Here is a 17839-nt window from a genome sequence, read left to right on the forward strand (position 1 = left end):
GTGGGGGCCGGGATGGGAGGATGGGCGGGTGTCTGAGCGAAGCCGTCCGTCCATTTTCTGGTTCCTCGCAGTGGCGGTGATCCCCGTGATGACCGCCTCGGTCGACCTGCGGATCCGGAACGCGGAGAAAATTCCGCGTACCGGTGCATTCGTGTTCGCGCCGAACCACTACAGCGAGATCGATCCGATCATCACCGGCTGGACGCTCTGGCGGTCCGGGCGTGCGCCGCGATTCCTCGCCAAGGCCTCCCTGTTCTCGGTCCCCGTGCTCGGAGCGATCCTCCGCGGCTCCGGCCAGATTCCGGTCGAGCGCTCGGGCTCGGTCCGTGGCAGCGAGCCGCTGAGGACTGCGAAGGCGCTCGTGGACGAGGGCCGCTCGGTGATCATCTACCCCGAGGGAACGCTCACCCGCGACCCCGAGCTCTGGCCGATGCGCGGCAAGACGGGGGCGGTGCGGATGGCGTTGCAGTATGGGCTCCCGGTCGTCCCGGTCGCGCACTGGGGCGCCCAGCAGCTCATGGGCCGCTACTCCAAGCGGATCACGCTGTTCCGCCGCAAGCGCGTCGACGTGATCGTCGGCGACCCTGTCGACCTGTCCTCGTTCCGCGGGCGCAGCCTGGACTCCGCCACGTTGAACGAGGCGTCGGCCGTGGTGATGGCCGCGATCACCGGGCTGCTCGAGCAGCTGCGCGGCGAAACGGCGCCCGACACGCGCTGGAACCCGTCCGATCACAACCAGAAAGGCACGGGTCGCTTTGAGTCCGAGCAGTAGGAAGGCGCCCATCGCCGTGCCGCGTCGCGTCGCCGTCCTCGGCGCCGGCAGCTGGGGCACCACGTTCGCGAAGATCCTCGCCGACGGCGGGTCCGATGTCGTGATGTGGGCCCGCCGAGCCGAGCTCGCCCGCGAGATCACCGAGGCCAAGCGCAACAGCGACTACCTCCCCGGCATCAACCTGCCGCGCACCATTCGCGCCACGCCTCGGATCGAGGAGGCGCTGGAGGGTGCTGACCACGTCTACCTCTCCATCCCGTCGCAGTCGCTGCGGAGCAACCTCGAGGCGATCACCCCGTTCCTCACCGAGCGCACGGTACTGGTGAGCCTGATGAAGGGCGTCGAGAAGGGCACCGGGCAGCGGATGAGCGAGGTGATCGCGCAGATGCTGCCGGTCTCGCCGGATCGGATCGCCGTCGCGTCCGGCCCCAACCTCGCCCTCGAGATCGCGAAGGAGCAGCCGACCGCGGCGGTCATCGCCTCCGAAAGCCTCATCACGGCGCAGGAGGTGGCTCTCGCGGCGACCAACCGCTACTTCCGCTCCTACGTCAACACCGACGTGGTCGGTACCGAGTTCGGCGGTGTGCTGAAGAACCTGATCGCTGTGGCGATCGGGATCGTGGACGGCGTCGGCTACGGCGAGAACACGAAGGCATCGATCATCACGCGCGGCCTCGCCGAGATGACCGATTTCGCGGTGGCCTACGGCGGGCGGCCGGAGACGATGTCCGGCCTTGCAGGGCTGGGTGACCTCATCGCGACATCGAGCTCGTCGCTCTCGCGGAACAACACGGCGGGGCGCCTGCTCGGCCAGGGCTACAGCTTCAGCGATGTCGTGAAGTCGATGCAGCAGACGGCGGAGGGCCTCGCCTCCGTCGCTCCGGTGCTCGAGCTCGCCCGGGCCCGGGGCGTCGACATGCCCATCGTCGAGCAGGTGTCGCAGGTGCTCGCCGGTACGCTCGATCCCAAGGACATCGCGCCGCACCTGACCACGGATTCGGACGAGCCACAGGGTGAGAGGAACCTCGATGACCAGCAAGCTCCGCGTGGCCGTTCTGTTCGGGGGGCGCTCCAGCGAGCACTCGATCAGCTGCGCAACGGCGGCCGGGGTGCTGCGGGCGATCGACCGTGACCGCTTCGAGGTGATCCCGATCGGGATCACTCCCGACGGCGCCTTCGTGCTCGAGGAGGACCGGCCGGAGAAGTTCGCGCTCGACGCGGCGGCACTGCCCGTTGTCGAGGACAACGGAACCCGGGTGCACTGGCCGGAGTCGGTGCTCTCGCGCGAGCTGACCGTGACCGCCGCCGACGGGTCGTCGCGATCGCTCGGCGATGTCGACGTCGTGCTTCCGATCCTGCACGGCCCCTGGGGCGAGGACGGCACTGTTCAGGGGATGCTCGAGCTCGTCGGCGTGCCCTACGTCGGCTCGGGTGTGCTCGCGTCGGCGCTCGGAATGGACAAGCACTTCACCAAGACGGTGCTGCAGGCCGCAGGTCTCGCGGTCGCGCCCTGGTACCTCGTGACGGAGGCGGAGTGGCGCACTGACCCGGGCGACGCCTCCGCGGCGCTCGACGAGCTGGGCCTCCCCGCGTTCGTGAAGCCGGCGCGCGCCGGGTCGAGCGTCGGCGTCAGCCGGGTCGGCGAGCGCGCGCAGCTCGACGCGGCGCTGGAGGAGGCGTTCGCGCACGACTCGAGGGTGTTGATCGAGTCGGGCGTCATCGGCCGCGAGGTGGAGATCGGCGTGCTCGGCGGCCGTCGCGGCGTTCCGGCCCGCGCCTCCGTCGCCGGCGAGGTGATCGTCACCGGTCGCGGCTTCTACGACTTCGAGGCGAAGTACCTCGGGGCGTCCGGCATCGAGCTGGTCTGCCCGGCCGACCTCACCGGCGACGAGCTCGCCGAGATGCGCTCCCTCGCTGTCCGCGCCTTCGATGCGATCGGGGCCGAGGGCCTGGCCCGGGTCGACTTCTTCCTCACCGCACACGGCTTCGTCGTCAACGAGATCAACACCATGCCCGGATTCACGCCGGTTTCGATGTTCCCGAGGATGTGGGGAGCGAGCGGCGTGGACTACCCACACCTGATCGGCGAGCTGATCGACTCGGCGCTGGACCGCGTCCCGGTCGCCGCCCGCTGACGCAGGCGCCCGCGATCCGCGTCGAGGCCGACGCCGGTGCGGCGCCGTCCGAGCAGATCCGCGGGCAGATCGCCGCGCTGATCGCGGCGGGGAACGCGCCACGTCTCGGAGAGGATTCGGATGGAGCATCTGCGATCATCGTGGCGGCGCAGGCAGCGCTCGGCCCGCGGCAGAGGATGCACGGTCCCGCGTGATCGCTCGTCCTTCCCTGTCGTGCTCGCCGCACAACATCGATAATGAACTCAATCAGCAAGGTGGTCTGGTGTCTGTGAGACGGTCTCCGTTGTGTGCCGCGGGCCTCGTCGCCGTCCTCGCGTTAACCGCGTGCTCTCCGGTCGTGGCGCTCGATGCGGCAGATGATTCGGAAAGCGTGAACTGTGCAACTATTTCGTCGCGGCTACCGAGTGGTCTGATCGATGGTGCCGGTGGGGAAATCGCGCGACGCGAGACCAACGCTCAAGCGACAGCGGCGTGGGGTTCTCCGGCCGTCGTCCTGCTGCGATGCGGGCTCGAGCCCCCGGCCATTGATCCTCGCTGTATTGAAGTGAATGGCATCGATTGGATACCGGATGATTCCGACGCCCCCAGGTATCGGTTCATCACGTTCGGCCGCACCCCGGCGACCGAGGTCATCATCGACAGCGAAGCGATCTCGGGTAGTTCGGTCCTCGTCGACCTGGCGTCGGCGGTCGGCGCCCTTGCCCCTTCGGGCGACGTCAAGTGCCAGGGCCTTGGCGACATCCCTCTGCCGACACCCAGAACCCAGTAGGCCGACGAGACCGGCGTGTGCCGAGCGCGTTCTTCTCCGCTCGCTCCAGCGCGTCGTAGGCGTAGTGTCCGTCTGACGGGAACTCTGTCGCACATGTTGCCGAACGATCGCCCTTCTGAGGATCTGGAACCTGCTCCTCGGGGAGAAGGGCGGCGCTCCGCTAGCGTGGGACGCATGGCAGCGGATCGCAGTCCCACCCTGGCCGAGCTCAGCGAGGGCGAGGTGCTCGCGCGGGTGCTGACCCGTCTCCCCGGCGGGGGAGCGGAAACGGTGGTCGGGCCGGGGGACGACTGCGCGGTGCTGCGCGCACCCGACGGTCGCTTCGTGGTCACGACGGACATGATGGTGCACGGCCCCGACTTCCGGCTCGCCTGGTCGACTGCGGCGGATCTGGGCTGGAAGGCGGCTGCCTCGAACCTCGCCGACGTCGCGGCGATGGGTGCGCGGCCCACCGGGCTCGTCGTCGCGCTGGCGGCGCCGCAGTCGCTGGGCCTCGACGTGCTGGAGGGGATCGCGGACGGTCTCGCTGCGGGTTGCGCCGCGATGGCGCCTGGCTGCGGGGTTGTCGGGGGCGACCTGTCCGCCTCCGCGACGCTGACGCTCTCGATCACGGCCTTCGGCTCGCTCGACGGTCGGCCGCCGGTGCTGCGGAGCGGCGCGCGCCCGGGGGACGTTCTCGCGGTCGCCGGGCCGCTCGGCCGCGCTGGACTGGGGCTGCGTCTGCTGTTCGAGCAGGCGCGGGAGGAGGGGGAGCCGTCGGCGGACCTCGCGGCGCGGCTGCGTGAGCGGCACCCGTCCCTCCTAGACGCGCAGCTGCGGCCGACGGCGCCGATTGCGGCGGGCACGGCCGCTGGCGGGATCGCCTCCGCGATGATGGACGTCTCGGACGGAGTGGTGCTCGACGCGCGCCGGATGTCCCGGGCGAGCGGAGTGGTGATCGACCTGGACCCGGCGGCGGTCGACGCGCACGCACGACAGCTGACCGGGGTCGAGGGCGTGGATCTCGACCTGGCGAGGGCGCTGGTGCTGGGCGGTGGCGAGGACCACGCGATGCTCGCGTGCTTCCCGCCGGCGACCGTGCTGCCGGAGGAGTTCGTGCCGCTCGGGATCGTCCGCGAAGGGGCGCCGGAGGTGCGGTTGGGCGGGGTGGCGCTCGACGAGCGCGGCGGGTGGGACCCGTATCTCGGGTGGGATGGCGCGGCGGGCTGAGTCCAGCTACGCGGAGGCGGGCGGGGCAGGCGACGCAGGCGAAGCAGGCGAAGCCCACCAGATCGTCGTCTCGCCGTAGTCCTTCCTCCGCTCGCGCTCGAGCCCCGCGGGCCAGCGCGGCTCCGGGCTGCGGGAGCTGCGCTCCACGACGACCACTGCGTCCCCGCGCAAGAGCGGCAGCACTCCGGCGAGGTCGGCGGCGAGGTCGTCCTCGCCGAGGTCGTACGGCGGGTCGAGGAACACGGTGTCGGTGTTCAGCGCGGGAGAGCCGTCGAGGAACGAGCGGACGGAGCCGGTGACGACCTCGATCCGAGGAGCGGGGTGCCGATTCTTGGTAGCGGCGGTCGTGATCGCCCGCGCGTTCTCGCCGGCGGTCCGCGCGGCTGTGGGGTCTCGTTCGACGAGGACGACGGCGCTCGCCCCGCGGCTGGCCGACTCCAGCCCCAACGCCCCGGAGCCGGCGTAGAGGTCGATGACGGTCGCTCCGTCGAGCGCGTCGCGTGCCTCGAGCGCCGAGAAGACGGCCTCGCGCACGCGGTCGCTGGTGGGGCGGGTGCCCGCGCGCGGGACCTTGAGGGTGAGCGAGCCGGCGAATCCGGCGATGATCCTGGTCACCGAACCGAGCATAGGGCGGCACTCGGCCCGCCCTCGCCCGCGCCTACCGCCTGGCGGCACACTGCGAACTCGCGGAACCTGGACTCTTTTCCCGTTGGGACTGCGAGAATCCGTAGCTATGACGTCGCTCGAAGACACCCGCTCCACTGCCGGCCGCCGGGCGGCGCCCGAGACGCCCGTGACCCGCGAGGAGTTCACGGCGCACTGCGGCGCCGTGCTCGAGAACCTCACCCGCGTGATCGACGGCAAGTCGGCCGAGGTCTCGATGGCGCTGACGGTGTTTCTGGCCGGCGGCCATCTCCTGATGGAGGACGTGCCCGGCACGGGCAAGACGGTCCTGGCGAAGTCGCTGGCCGCCTCGGTCGGCGGCAGCGTCGCGCGCATCCAGTTCACCCCCGACCTCCTGCCCTCGGACGTCACCGGCGTCTCGGTCTACAACCAGGCGACCCGCGACTTCGAGTTCAAGCCGGGTCCGGTGTTCGCGAACATCCTGATCGGCGACGAGATCAACCGCGCCTCGCCCAAGACGCAGTCGGCGCTGCTGGAGTGTATGGAGGAGCGGCAGGTCTCCGTCGACGGTGTCACCCACCTGCTCCCGCGTCCCTTCGCGGTCATCGCGACGCAGAATCCGGTCGAGATGGAGGGCACTTACTCGCTGCCCGAGGCCCAGCGCGACCGCTTCATGGCCCGCCTCTCGCTGGGCTACCCCGACGAGCGCGCCGAGCTCGAGATGATCCGCACGCGCGACTCCGCCAGCCCACTGGAAGAGCTGCGGCCCGTCGTCGGCCTCGCCGAGCTCGAACGGATGATGGCCTACGTGCGCTCGGTGTACGTCGCGCCGCCGGTGCAGGAGTACGTGGTGGCGATCATGCAGGCCACGCGCGTCGATCCGGAGCTCCGGCTGGGTGGGAGCCCGCGCGCCACCCTCCAGCTGATCGCCGCCTCGAAGGCACTCGCCGCCCTCGGCGACCGCGACTTCGTGGTGCCGGACGACGTCGACGCGCTCGCCGTTCCCGTGCTCGGACATCGCCTCCTGCCCGCCACGCGCTTGCCGGGCCGTTCGGGTGCCGGATCGTCGCACTCGGTCACCGAGATCGTGCAGCGCATCGTCGCGGCGACCCCCGTCCCCTTCGGCAATCGTGTCGACTGAGGCCCGTCCCGTCGAGGCACCCTCGGCCCGTCTGGGCGGCCTGCCCGCGCTTCGCGGGATCGCGCTGACGCTCCGCGGCTGGGTGCTCGTGCTGCTGGGCGTCGCGGGAGTGCTGATCGCGCCGCTCTGGGCTGTCCGCGAGCTGCTCTTCCTTGGTCTGGTGCTCCTCGGGCTGCCGCTGGGTGCCCTGGTGTCGCTGGCGCTGGCCGCTCCGTCCTTCCGCGTGCAACGCCGCTTCACTCCGCAGGGCGTGGCGGCCGGTGACGTAGTGGAGGTCGACGTGCTGCTGGAGAACCGTGGCCGCGCGGTGCACAGCGGGGCCCGCGCGCACGATCGGCTGGAGCGCGTGCAGCGCGGAGTCGTCGTCGGGCGGCCGGTCGCCGAGGGCGCCTTCGGGTTGCCCGGCGTTCCGGCAGGGGGCCGCGTTCGTGCCCACTACCGCCTGCCCGCTGAGCGGCGCGGCATCCACCGCGTCGGTCCGTTGCGCCTGGTGCGCGGCGACGGCCTCGGGCTGGCGCTGCGCGAGAGCGTCGTGGGCGCTGCCCAGCCGTTCGTGGTGACTCCGCGGGTCGTGCCGCTGCAGAGCGACGTCCTCGACGCCCACGGAGCCGGCGGATCGAGCCCGGTCGCGCACGCCACGGCCGGCGCCGGCACCGACGACGTGATCCCGCGCGACTACCGCCCGGGTGACGCGATGCGCCGGGTGCACTGGCGCGCGAGCGCCCGCTCCGGCGAGCTGATGGTCCGCCAGGACGAGCAGAACACGGATCCGCACGCCTGGATCCTGCTGGAGACCCGCGCGGAGCGCGTGCTCGAGCGCCGCGGTGACGAGCGGCTGGAGTGGGCGGTGTCGATGACGGCGTCGCTCGCGGTGCACCTGCTCGAGCGGGGATTCGAGACGCACCTCGTCGAGACCGGTGCGGACGGTGAGCCGGAGCACTCGGAGGACGAGCGGGAGGTGGCGCACGACGTGCTCCTGCGCCTGGCCGAGCTGGCACCCTCGCGCGAGTCGGTCGACGCGGTGAGCCGGATCTCGGCTGAAATGCGGGACACCGGGGGAGTGCGCCCCGTGTTCGCGGTCCTCACGCGCCTGCTCGAATCCGACCTCGACGCTCTCTCCTCCCTGGCCGCGCAGGCCCGGCCGGCGATCGCCTTCGTCGTCGCCGGCACCGCGGAGGAGGAGGCGGCCCTGGCCGCGCTGGGCTGGTATGCGGTCGCCGTCGACCCCAGCGCCTCGGTGGAGGAGGCGTGGGCGCAGGCCCTCGCGCTGCGGGTGGTGGCGTGAGCCGCCGCGCCGAGAGCGATCCGCGCGCCGGATCGGCTCCGCTCAGTGCGCTGCTCTGGCTGGCGATCACCGCTGCGGCCGCGGGCACGGGCCGGCTCCTCGTCGGCGTCGACTGGTTGGTGCTGCTCGCGAGTGCGGTCGCCGTTGTGCTCGGTGTCCCGGCGGCGGCGCGGGCGCTGCGGGTGCACCCCCTCGTCCCGCCGATCCTCGGCACGCTCACCGTGGTCGGTGTCCTGACCGCGATGTTCGTGCCCGCCCGGGCGCTGCTGTTCGTGATCCCGACTCCCGGCGCGGTGGCACAGGCGGAGGCGCTCGCGCAGGGCGGCTTCGCCTCGATCGCGCAGCAGGGGCTCCCCGCCGTCGCCGACGACGGGATCTCGTTCCTTTTGATCGGCGGAGTGGTCGTACTCGCCTGGGCGGCGGACCTGTTCGCCTTCTCGGTGCGGCTGCCCGCGCTGGCGGGGTTGTTTCCGGCCGCGCTGCTCGCGGTGCCCGCGATCATCGATCCGTCCGCTGTGTCCTGGCCGAGCCTGGTCGTCACGGCGCTCGCCTACGCCGGCGTGCTCGCCGTCAGCGCCGCCCCCGGACGACGGAGCGCGACGACGGCTCTGCTGCCCTCCCTTGCAGCCGTCACCGTGGTCGTGCTCGGAGCGGGCCTGCTCGCCGGATCCGCCAGCGGCTTCACCCGCACGACCGCCGCCTCCGGCGTCTCGGGCAGCCTCTTCAACGGCGCGATCGATCCCGTGGTCGCGCTGGGTGCCGACCTGCGCCGCCCCAACCCCGTGACGGTGCTGCGCTACGCCACCGACTCCGACCTGCCCGTCTACCTCCGCGTGCTCACCGTCTCGGACTTCGACGGCGACGACTGGGCGCCGAACGCGACCGAGGAGACCGCTCCGATCGACCAGCCGATCGCGCCCGAGGGGCTCGCCGAGAGCGTGCCGCGCCAGTCGGAGGAGGTGGACGTCTCGGTCGAGACGCTGCGGAGCCAGTGGCTCCCCGTGCCGTACCCGGTCGCCTCGCTGACTGGCGTGGGTGACGGCTGGCTGCAGGACGTGCAGGACGGCTCGATCCGCGGTGACGCGACCACCCGCTCCGGCGACGACTACGAGGTGCAGGCGCTACGACTCGAGCCCGCCCCCCGACAACTGCTCGCTGCCCCCGCGCCGACCGGCGTCGACCGCTACCTCTCGCTCCCGGACGACGTCCCCGAGATTGTCAGCACCACTGCGCAGGAGGTCACCGCCGGCGCGCCGACCGCCTACGACCGGGCTCGGGCTCTGCAGACCTACTTCCGCTCGTCGGAGTTCCGCTACTCGGAGCAAACCCCGGCCGAGGAGGGCTACGACGGCGACGGGGTGGGTGTTCTCGCCGCGTTCCTGGACCAGAAGGAGGGCTACTGCGTCCACTACGCCTCGGCGATGGCGGTGATGGCGCGCGAGCTCGGGATCCCGTCGCGACTCGCGATCGGCTACCAGCCCGGCTCGGTCGTCCCCTCGCGGGGCAACGATCTGACCACCTACCGGGTGCTCTCCTCGGATCTGCACGCGTGGCCCGAGCTGTACTTCGAGGGCGTGGGCTGGCTGCCCTTCGAACCGACGCCGAACCGCGGGGCACCGGCCTCCTACACCCTCCCGAGCGCGACGGCTTCGACGGGCCCGGCGACCCCGGGATCGGCGGCCGGCAGCACTCCCGGCGCATCCAGCGCTCCCGCCGAGACGCCGACGTCGACTGCCGCGTCCCCCACGCCGACCCCCGAGGCCGTCGGTGCCTCGGACACCGCGGCGGCTCCGGCCGTGACGCTCTGGGTGCTGCTGCTCCTGCTACTGATCGTGCCCTGGCTGCTGCGCGCGATCCAGCGCGCGCTGCGCCAGCGTTCCGCTCGCGCCGGCTCGGTCGAGGCGGCCTGGGCCGAGCTGCTCGCGACCGCGCGCGACCTGGGCATCCCCGCGGAGGAGACGGAGTCGCCCCGCGCTCAGGAGGCGCGCATAGCAGGAGCGCTCGACCCCGGGGCCGCGGCGGTGCTGCGGGGCCTGCGCGAGCGCGTCGAACGCCGCAGGTACTCGCCGGCTCCGACCGAGTCGGCGGCGTGGGACGATTCGGTCGCCGTGGCTGCTGCGCTCCGCGGATCCGTGGGCGCCGGGCGTCGGGTGCTGGCGACAGTCGTCCCGCGCTCGGCGCTCGACCCGGTCGCCCGGCTCGCGCGTCCGAGGTCCGCCCTATGATCGCTAGGTGATCCCGGACCCCCTCGACGCCTCCCTCGCGCCGCTGATCGGGCCGCGCACCGCGAGCGCTGTCGAGAAGGCCTTCGGCTACCGCACGGTCGGTGAGCTGCTGGGCCACTACCCGCGCCGCTATGCACAGCGGGGGGAGCTGACGGCGCTCTCGCGGCTTCCCGTGGGAGAGAGTGTGACGATCGTCGCGGAGGTGCGCGAGGTGCGCGAGCGCCCGATGCGCAACCGGCGGGGAACACTGCTCGAGGTCGTGATCTCCGACGGCTCGGGCACGCTGTCGCTGACCTTCTTCGGGCAGCCGTGGCGTGCGGCGAAGCTGCACCGCGGCGTGCGCGGGATCTTCGCGGGCACGGTCTCGATGTTTCGCGACACGCCCCAACTCACCCACCCCGACTACCGCTTGTTCGACGACGAGGAAGCGGCCGCGGCCGACTCGGGTGGCGAGCTGGCGAAGGACTGGGCCGAGCGACCCATCCCGATCTACCCCGCAACCAGCGCGCTCTCGAGCTGGCAGCTCCAGGCCGCGATCGGCCTGCTGCTGGACGGCCTGCGCGAGGTTCCCGATCCGATGCCGGAGCACGTGCGCGCAGGCCGCTCGCTGCTGGGTCTCGGCGAGGCGCTGGAGCTCATTCACCGGCCGCAGCGCGAGGGCGAGGAGGCGCAGGCCCGCGAGACGCTGCGCTTCCACGAGGCGTTCCTCCTGCAGCTGGCCCTGCTCGAGCGCCGCGCCGCAGCGCGCAGCACCCCCGCAACCGCCCGCGTTCCCGCTCCCGGCGGCCTCCTCGAGCGTTTCGACGCCGGCCTGCCGTTCGCCCTCACCGGGGATCAGACCGCGGTGGGGCGCGAGATCGCTGCCGATCTCGCGACCGAGAACCCGATGACCCGCCTCGTGCAGGGCGAGGTCGGCTCTGGGAAGACCCTCGTCGCGCTCCGGGCGATGCTCGCGACCGCCGAGAGCGGCGGGCAGGCCGCGCTGCTCGCTCCGACCGAGGTCCTCGCGGGTCAGCATCTGCGCTCGATCGCGAGCACGCTCGGCCCCGAGCTCTCGGCCGAGCTGGTACCGACCCTCCTCACCGGCGGGCTGGGCGCGGCCGAGCGCCGTGCTGCGCTGCTGCGGATCGTCTCGGGCTCGGCGAAGATCGTCGTCGGCACGCACGCGCTCCTCGGCGACGCGGTCACCTTCTACGATCTGGGTCTCGTCGTGATCGACGAGCAGCACCGCTTCGGCGTCGACCAGCGCGACGCCCTGCGCCGCAAGGGCGCGCGGCCGCCGCACGTGCTCGTGCTGACAGCCACGCCGATCCCGCGCACCGTCGCGATGACCGTCTTCGGCGACCTCGACACCTCGACCATCCGCGAGCTGCCTGCGGGGCGCCCCGGGATCACCAGCCATGTGGTGCCCCTCGCCGAGCATCGCGCGTGGATCGCGCGGGCCTGGGAGCGGGCCGAGGAGGAGATCCGCTCGGGTCACCAGGTCTACCTGGTCTGCCCAGCGATCGAGCCGGGCGAGCCCGCCGAGGGCGCTCCGCCGGCCGAGGCGGACGCCGCCGCGCCGCTCACGACGGTCGCGGCGACGCTCGAGGGCGTCCGCGCGCATCCGCTGCTCGGGAAGCGGCGATCGGCGGCGCTGCACGGGCGGATGACGACGGACGAGAAGGATGCCGTGATGCGCTCCTTCGCGGCGGGCGAGATCGACGTGCTGGTCTCGACGACGGTGATCGAGGTCGGCGTCGACGTGCCGAACGCCTCGATGATGGTCGTGCTCGACGCCGAGCGCTTCGGTGTCTCGCAGTTGCACCAGCTCCGCGGGCGGATCGGGCGCGGCGGAGTCGCGGGAGTGTGCCTGTTCGTCACGGCGGCGGAGGCGGGGACCATCGCGCGGGAGCGGGTCGAGGCGGTCGCCGCGACGCTCGACGGCTTCGCACTCGCCGAGGTCGACCTGGAGCTGCGCCGCGAGGGCGACGTGCTGGGCGACTCGCAGTCCGGCGGCCGTTCCTCGCTCCGCCTGCTCCGGGTGGTGCAGGACGCGGACGTCATCGTGGAGGCGCGGGCACTCGCCGAGCGCCTGATCGCGGAGGATCCGTCCCTCGCCGCGCACGACCGGCTCCGTGCCGCGCTGGAACGCCGGGTGCAGGACCGCGACAGGGAGTTCCTCGCCAAGAGCTAGGCGCCGCCTGCCCGCTACTCTGTCGGCATGGCCCGCATCGCCGTCGTCCCCGGCTCCTTCGACCCCGTAACGCTGGGGCACCTCGATGTCATCGAGCGGGCCGCCCGGCTGGTCGACGAGCTGCACGTGGTGGTCGTGCACAACCCCGGCAAGACGGCCCTGCTGCCGATCGTGCAGCGCGTCGCGCTGATCGAGCAGTCGATCGCGGAGGCGGGAGTGCAGGGGCGCATCATCGTCGCCTCGTGGAGCATGGGCCTGCTCGTCGACTACTGCACCGATGTCGGCGCCAGCATCCTGGTGAAGGGCATCCGCTCCCAGGTCGACGTCGCCTACGAGACGCCGATGGCGATCGTGAATCGCAACCTCGCGCATGTCGAGACGGTGTTCCTCCTGCCGGATCCCGCGCACGCCCATGTGTCCAGCTCGCTGGTGCGGCAGGTCTCCTCCCTCGGCGGTGACGTGGCCCCCTACGTGCCGCCCGCGGTCGCCGCGTACCTCGCCACCGTCTAGGGTTCTGCCGCGCGCGGCGATCTCGCGGCCGTGGCGCCGCGCGCCCGTGGCAGCCGGGAGAATGGAGCAGTGAGCGAGACGCGCGTGCAGGCCTGGGCCCTCGACGGTATCCCGGAGGTGGCTCCCGGCGACGATCTGCTCGACTTGATCCTCGCGGCGATCGCGGCCGCCTCCCCCGAGGACCGGGCCGTGGACGGCGACATCCTCGTCGTCACGAGCAAAATCGTGTCGAAGGCGGAGGGGCGCGTCGTCGCCGCGACCGACCGCGAGGACGCGATCACGGCCGAGACCGTCCGCGTCGTCGCCACCCGCGCGTACGGATCCGGAGTCACCCGCATCGTCGAGAACCGGCTCGGGATCGTGCAGGCGGCGGCGGGAGTCGATGCCAGCAACGTCGCGGAGGGGACGGTCCTCCTGCTCCCCGTCGATCCTGATGCCTCGGCCCGGGCGCTCTGCGCGGGCCTACGAGAGCGGCTCGGTGTGCGGGTCGGCGTGCTGATCAGCGACACCCTGGGCCGCGCCTGGCGCGTCGGCCAGACCGACGCCGCGATCGGAGCCGCGGGCGTTCTCGTCGTCGACGACCTGCGCGGCGGTGTGGACGCCCTCGGCCGCGCCCTCGGCGTGACCATGCCCGCCGTGGCTGACGAGATCGCGGCGCTCGGAGATCTCGTGAAGGGCAAGTCGAGCGGTCGCCCGGTGGCCGTGGTGCGCGGGCTCGGCCGTCTCGTGACGGATGTCGAGAGCCCCGGCGCCCGCACGCTCACCCGCACCGGCCCCGATGACATGTTCCGCCTCGGCGCCGACGAGGCCTTCGCCGAGGGCTTCGCCGCCGCAGTCGCCGCGCATGAGGAGCGCGGGTGACCGGCTGGAGTGCTGTCGTCGTGTTCAAGGGCCGCGGCGGCTCGAAGACGCGCCTTGATGTGCCGGGGCGCGCGGCACTGGCCGAGGCGTTCCTCCTGGATACCCTCGCCGCCGTGGCCGCCGCGGAGCCGGTGGCGGCCCTGCTCCTGGTCACCTCGGACCCTGGCGCCGCCGAGCGTGCGCGCAACGAGCATCCGCAGCTGGTGGTGGTGCCCGACCCGGGAACCCTCGACGCCGCCGTCTCGACCGGCGCCGGAACAGCCCTGCGCCGGCGGCCGGACGCCCCGGTGATCGTGCTGACCGGCGACCTGCCCGCGCTGGTGCCGTCGGACCTCGCCCGAGCCCTCGCTCTGCCCGCCCTCCCCGCCGTCGTCCCCGATCGCGAGGGGAGCGGCACCACGGCGCTCCTGCTCGCGGCCGGGGCCCTCGTCGCTCCCGCTTTCGGCCCGGGCTCGCTCGCCCGCCACCGCGACGCGGGCTGCACGGTCCTCGCGCTGCCCGTCACCTCGACGCTGCGTCTCGACGTCGACACACTCGCCGACCTGGGTGACGCGGAGGAGACGGGCGTCGGGCCGCACACGGCGCGCGCGCTCGCGGCAGTGGCCTGAGGCGCGTCCGTCAGTCGGCCAGCAGCCCCGCCTCGAACACGGACGTCAGAGCGCTGTCGAGCGCGAGCGATGTGCCGTCGACCGAGCGGATCGGGATCGCCCGGCGCGTGCTCGACACCAGCCAGGCGGCGTCCGCCTCCGTGAGCGCCGACGCCGGCACCTCGCGCCGGGCCGACCGCAACCCCCGCCGCTCGCCGAGAGCGAGGATCCGCTCCACCGTCGTCCCCGCCAGGACGCCGCCCGACGACGGGGTCGACAGCTCTCCGCCACCGAGGAGCACAAGGCTCGACGTCGCACCCTCCAGCAGCAGGCCGTCGCTCGTGCGCCAGAGCACGTCGTCCGCGCCCCGCGAGGCCGCCTCTCGCAGCGCGGCCCGGGTGATCGCGCCGGACGTCGTCTTCACGCCACCCAGGAGCCACGGCGCGAGCGGTCCACTCGCGTAGCCACGGTCGAGCACGACGACCGCGGCGCCTCGCTCCCGGAGCGCACTCGAATCGGGAGTCGGTGCTGCGCGCACCGTGCACCGCGCATCGTCGCCCGAGCTGTAGGCGGCGATCATCCGGATCGTCAGGTCGTCGACCGGATCGTGCTCGGTGACCGCGAGAGCGATCGCTCGGGACCACAGCCCCGCCTCCGGAATCCTCAGCCCGATCGCGCGGGCGGAGTCGGCCAGTCGCTCCAGGTGCTCGGTCAGGGCGCGCGGGCGTCCGTCGAGGACCGCGAGGGTCTCGAACACGCCGTCACCGCGGAGATAGCCGGCCTCATCGACCAGCACGAGTGGTGCTGCCGGATCACGAAGGACGGGGACGTCGGTCTCGATCTCGACCAGGACAGGGATGCTCATCAACCCATCCTGCCCCCGGTGGGCCGTCAGCGGGAGGAGCGTCGAGCCGTCGCGTCGGAGAGAGTGCCCGCGGTGTGCACGCCGAGGAACTCCTGGTCGACGCTCACTCCTCGACCTCCGTCGTCGTTCTCGCCGAGGGCGTGGCGCCCGCAGGCGCGGTGGGCGTCGCGGGGGGAGTCTGGGTGGCCGGGTCCGCGTCGCCGCTCGTCGCCGGCGCCTCGGTGGCGGGCGCCGGCACCTGAGAGCCGTTACTGATCAGCAGGGCGATGTCGGAGTAACGTGCGACGGCCGTCCCCGCGGCCGGGTCGGTGCCGGCCACCACCCCGGCGGGAAGCGACGAATCGATGCGCGCGCCCTGCTTGACATCGAAGCCGAGATCCTCCAGTGCCTCCGTGGCATCGGCGACTGAGCGGCCGGAGACGGTCGGCACCGCGATCTGGCGGCCGTTCAGCAGGGCGCTGCTGGGGTCCTGGAACTCGTCCCCGCCGTACTTCTGATCGGCCCGGGTCATCACCGAGTTCCAGATGTAGTGGCGGATGTTCGAGGCGTAGGGCCGCGTGCCGAGGTCCGAGTTCGGGAAGCGGACCTCGCGCATCGAGGTGTGGCCGTCGATGTTGCCCACCCAGACCACGGTCGCGACGCGGGAGCTCGCGCCGTCCATCCAGGTCGACTCCGCGTTGTCGGTGGTGCCGGTCTTGCCGATGTGCTCGATGCCGTCGTCCGGGTTGGACTGGGCGGCGGTGCCGCTGGTGACGACCCGCTGCAGCGCGTAGTTCGCGACGGCGGTCAGCTCGGGGCTGAGCGCCTGATTGCAGGTCGAGGTCGGCGGCTGCACAGACGCGCCGGACGCGTCGGTGATCGAGTCGATGGCGATCGCGGAGCAGGCGGTGCCGTTGTTGGCCAGGCCGGCGAAGGCAGTGACCATCGACAGCGGGGAGATGTTGGAGTCGGAGCCCAGCACGGAGGAGGGGTTGTAGCCGAGCGCGCCCCCGTCGGCGGCCTTGACGCCGAAGGCGGCCGCGCGGTCGCGGATCGCGCAGAGGTCGAGCTGCTGCGCCATCGACACGTAGACGGTGTTGATCGACTGCATCGTTCCGGTCAGCACGCTGTAGCTGCCATTCTCGCTGTCGTCATTCTTGACCTGGTAGGAGGTGCCTAATTCACCACCCGGTGCGCAGCTGGCAGGGAAGCCCGAGAAGGTGCGCTCCCGGCCGTTCACCGTCTCGTTCAGAGTCCGACCACTGGCGATCCACTGCGCCAGCGTGAACACCTTGTATGTCGATCCGACCTGGAATCCCGCCGAGCCGCCGTAGGCGGTGTCGGTGTTGAAGTTCACCGCGGAGAAGTTCTGCCCGTTGTCCGACCCGGCCGCGTCGTAGTCCTTGTTCTGCACCATTGCCAGGATGCGACCGGTGCCGACCTCCATCGAGACCGTCGAGCTGCCGATGTTGGTGTCGAGCGTCGGGACCTTGGGGACCGCATTGTTCGTCGCGTTGGCTGCCGTGTCCTGCAGGTCGCGGTCGAGAGTCGTGTAGATCTTGTAGCCGCCGCGCTGGAAGTTCGCGAGGCGGGTGTCCGTGTCCTCGCCGAATGCCGGGTCGTTCTGGACGACGCGGGTGATGTAGTCGCAGAAGAAAGCAGCGTTGCCGGCCGTCTGGCAACCGGTGGGCGTCTGCGTGATCGCGGGGACGATCTCCTCGGCGACAGCCGCGTCGTGATCGGCCTGCGAGATCTTCCCCTCCTTCATCATTTGATCGAGGACGTAGTCGCGGCGGACCTTGTTGTCCGGGATGTTCTCTGGCCGGTCGATCCGCAGTCCGTTGGGATTGTTGACCGTGGCGATCAGGCTCGCCGCCTGGGCGAGGCTGAGGTCGGCCGCGCTGGTCGAGAAGTAGTACTCGGCCGCGGCCTGAATGCCGTAGACCTGGCCGCCGAATCCAGCGATATTGAGGTAGCCGAGCAGGATGTCGTCTTTGCTGTACTTCTTCTCCAGGTCGACGGCGAGCTTCATCTCTTTGAGTTTGCGGCTCGGAGTGGTCGCGGTCGCCTCGTCGTAAGCCGCCTCGGAGGCCGCCTCATCGGTTGAACTGAGCGCCTCGGCCTTTTGCACGAGGACGTTCTTGACGTACTGCTGCGTGATCGAGGATCCGCCCTGCAGGTCGTCGCCGACGAGGGTGCTGACCACGGCGCGGATCGTGCCCTGCAGGTCGACGCCGCCGTGGCGGTAGAAGCGCGGGTCCTCGGTCGAGATCGCGGCGTCTTTGACGGACTGGCTGACCTGGTCGAAGGCCACCGCCTCGCGGTTCTGCGCGTAGAAGGAGGCGAGTAGCTCGTCCGAGCCGTCGGTGCGCTTCGCGTAGATCTCGGTTTTCTGGGCGAGCTGGCCGAGTTCGAGGTACTCGGGCACCGTCTCGAACAAGCCGATCGGGTTGTTCTCAGCGAGCCCGGTGACAGCGAGGGCGGGGGTCACTCCGACCGTGATGAGCAGACCCCCGGCGAGGCTGGCTCCCACGATCCCGAGGACGCGGGCGAGCACGCCGCCGCGGGCGGTTTCTTGCGCAGACATGGGTACGAGAGTAGGCGACGCGGCTGTATCCGTCGTGCGGCTGGGTCCTCGCGCGCCCGAATAAGGGGGGAGCGCGACCGGCTGACGGTGGTCGCCGGTACGGTGAACGGGTGA

Annotated in this window: 15 protein-coding genes; 12 read left to right on the top strand and 3 right to left on the bottom strand. The window is 71.8% G+C overall.

The window, feature by feature from the left end; genetic code table 11:
- Positions 1 to 28 precede the first annotated feature (28 nt).
- From C5D07_RS09350 to thiL, 5 genes are all read left to right on the top strand, one after another.
- Positions 29 to 772: a lysophospholipid acyltransferase family protein gene (locus tag C5D07_RS09350; RefSeq protein ID WP_068253829.1), complete on the top strand. Its 744-nt coding sequence runs from the start codon at positions 29 to 31 to the stop codon at positions 770 to 772.
- A 16-nt stretch (positions 773 to 788) separates the two neighbouring features.
- Complete coding sequence (locus tag C5D07_RS09355; protein WP_181026328.1) at positions 789 to 1904, top strand: NAD(P)H-dependent glycerol-3-phosphate dehydrogenase; 1116 nt, start codon at positions 789 to 791, stop codon at positions 1902 to 1904.
- Positions 1801 to 2907, top strand: coding sequence for a D-alanine--D-alanine ligase family protein (locus tag C5D07_RS09360; RefSeq protein WP_068253823.1), 1107 nt, complete (start codon positions 1801 to 1803; stop codon positions 2905 to 2907). The genes C5D07_RS09355 and C5D07_RS09360 overlap by 104 nt, the downstream gene beginning before the upstream one ends.
- Positions 2908 to 3097: 190 nt before the next feature.
- Positions 3098 to 3676 (top strand): DUF3515 family protein, encoded by a 579-nt coding sequence (locus tag C5D07_RS09365; protein ID WP_237358155.1) that lies wholly within the window; start codon positions 3098 to 3100, stop codon positions 3674 to 3676.
- A 174-nt stretch (positions 3677 to 3850) separates the two neighbouring features.
- Positions 3851 to 4885, top strand: coding sequence for a thiamine-phosphate kinase (thiL, locus tag C5D07_RS09370; RefSeq protein ID WP_068253821.1), 1035 nt, complete (start codon positions 3851 to 3853; stop codon positions 4883 to 4885).
- Positions 4886 to 4891: 6 nt separating this feature from the next.
- Here the strand turns inward: thiL and C5D07_RS09375 are convergent, their stop codons facing one another.
- The gene (locus C5D07_RS09375; protein ID WP_068257354.1) at positions 4892 to 5500 is read right to left on the bottom strand and encodes an RsmD family RNA methyltransferase; all 609 of its coding nucleotides are present in this window, start codon (positions 5498 to 5500) and stop codon (positions 4892 to 4894) included.
- Between the two features lie 118 nt (positions 5501 to 5618).
- Here C5D07_RS09375 and C5D07_RS09380 point away from each other — a divergent pair, with 118 nt between their 5' ends.
- The 7 genes from C5D07_RS09380 to cofC all read left to right on the top strand — a co-directional run bounded on the left by C5D07_RS09380 (position 5619) and on the right by cofC (position 14315).
- Positions 5619 to 6650, top strand: coding sequence for an AAA family ATPase (locus C5D07_RS09380; protein ID WP_104259221.1), 1032 nt, complete (start codon positions 5619 to 5621; stop codon positions 6648 to 6650).
- Positions 6640 to 7935 carry a DUF58 domain-containing protein gene (locus tag C5D07_RS09385; RefSeq protein ID WP_068253815.1) on the top strand — a complete coding sequence of 432 codons (1296 nt, stop codon included), beginning with the start codon at positions 6640 to 6642 and terminating at the stop codon, positions 7933 to 7935. The genes C5D07_RS09380 and C5D07_RS09385 overlap by 11 nt, the downstream gene beginning before the upstream one ends.
- Positions 7932 to 10160, top strand: a complete 2229-nt coding sequence (locus tag C5D07_RS09390) for a transglutaminase TgpA family protein (RefSeq protein ID WP_146076674.1) — start codon at positions 7932 to 7934, stop codon at positions 10158 to 10160. The genes C5D07_RS09385 and C5D07_RS09390 overlap by 4 nt, the downstream gene beginning before the upstream one ends.
- Positions 10161 to 10167: 7 nt before the next feature.
- Entirely contained in the window at positions 10168 to 12336 is a 2169-nt protein-coding gene (locus C5D07_RS09395) for an ATP-dependent DNA helicase RecG (RefSeq protein WP_373408353.1), read from the top strand.
- A 27-nt stretch (positions 12337 to 12363) separates the two neighbouring features.
- Complete coding sequence (gene coaD, locus C5D07_RS09400) at positions 12364 to 12846, top strand: pantetheine-phosphate adenylyltransferase (protein ID WP_104259223.1); 483 nt, start codon at positions 12364 to 12366, stop codon at positions 12844 to 12846.
- Between the two features lie 69 nt (positions 12847 to 12915).
- A complete protein-coding gene (locus C5D07_RS09405; protein ID WP_068253804.1) occupies positions 12916 to 13707 on the top strand; it encodes a coenzyme F420-0:L-glutamate ligase in 792 nt (263 codons plus the stop codon).
- Positions 13704 to 14315: a 2-phospho-L-lactate guanylyltransferase gene (gene cofC, locus C5D07_RS09410; RefSeq protein WP_068253801.1), complete on the top strand. Its 612-nt coding sequence runs from the start codon at positions 13704 to 13706 to the stop codon at positions 14313 to 14315. The genes C5D07_RS09405 and cofC overlap by 4 nt, the downstream gene beginning before the upstream one ends.
- Before the next feature lie 10 nt (positions 14316 to 14325).
- Here the strand turns inward: cofC and C5D07_RS09415 are convergent, their stop codons facing one another.
- Positions 14326 to 15159, bottom strand: a complete 834-nt coding sequence (locus C5D07_RS09415) for an aminotransferase class IV (protein WP_068253798.1) — start codon at positions 15157 to 15159, stop codon at positions 14326 to 14328.
- Positions 15160 to 15262: 103 nt separating this feature from the next.
- Entirely contained in the window at positions 15263 to 17725 is a 2463-nt protein-coding gene (locus C5D07_RS09420) for a transglycosylase domain-containing protein (protein ID WP_104259224.1), read from the bottom strand.
- Positions 17726 to 17839: the final 114 nt, after the last annotated feature.

The sequence above is a fragment of the Rathayibacter tritici genome, assembly GCF_002932875.1.
Taxonomy (GTDB): domain Bacteria; phylum Actinomycetota; class Actinomycetes; order Actinomycetales; family Microbacteriaceae; genus Rathayibacter; species Rathayibacter tritici.

Excerpts from the sequence above, each read along its gene's own strand:
- C5D07_RS09360 (WP_068253823.1), top strand. The coding sequence starts at position 1,801 with ATGACCAGCAAGCTCCGCGTGGCCGTTCTGTTCGGGGGGCGCTCCAGC.
- thiL (WP_068253821.1), top strand. The coding sequence starts at position 3,851 with ATGGCAGCGGATCGCAGTCCCACCCTGGCCGAGCTCAGCGAGGGCGAG.
- C5D07_RS09380 (WP_104259221.1), top strand. The coding sequence starts at position 5,619 with ATGACGTCGCTCGAAGACACCCGCTCCACTGCCGGCCGCCGGGCGGCG.
- coaD (WP_104259223.1), top strand. The coding sequence starts at position 12,364 with ATGGCCCGCATCGCCGTCGTCCCCGGCTCCTTCGACCCCGTAACGCTG.
- C5D07_RS09415 (WP_068253798.1), bottom strand. The coding sequence starts at position 15,159 with ATGAGCATCCCTGTCCTGGTCGAGATCGAGACCGACGTCCCCGTCCTT.
- C5D07_RS09420 (WP_104259224.1), bottom strand. The coding sequence starts at position 17,725 with ATGTCTGCGCAAGAAACCGCCCGCGGCGGCGTGCTCGCCCGCGTCCTC.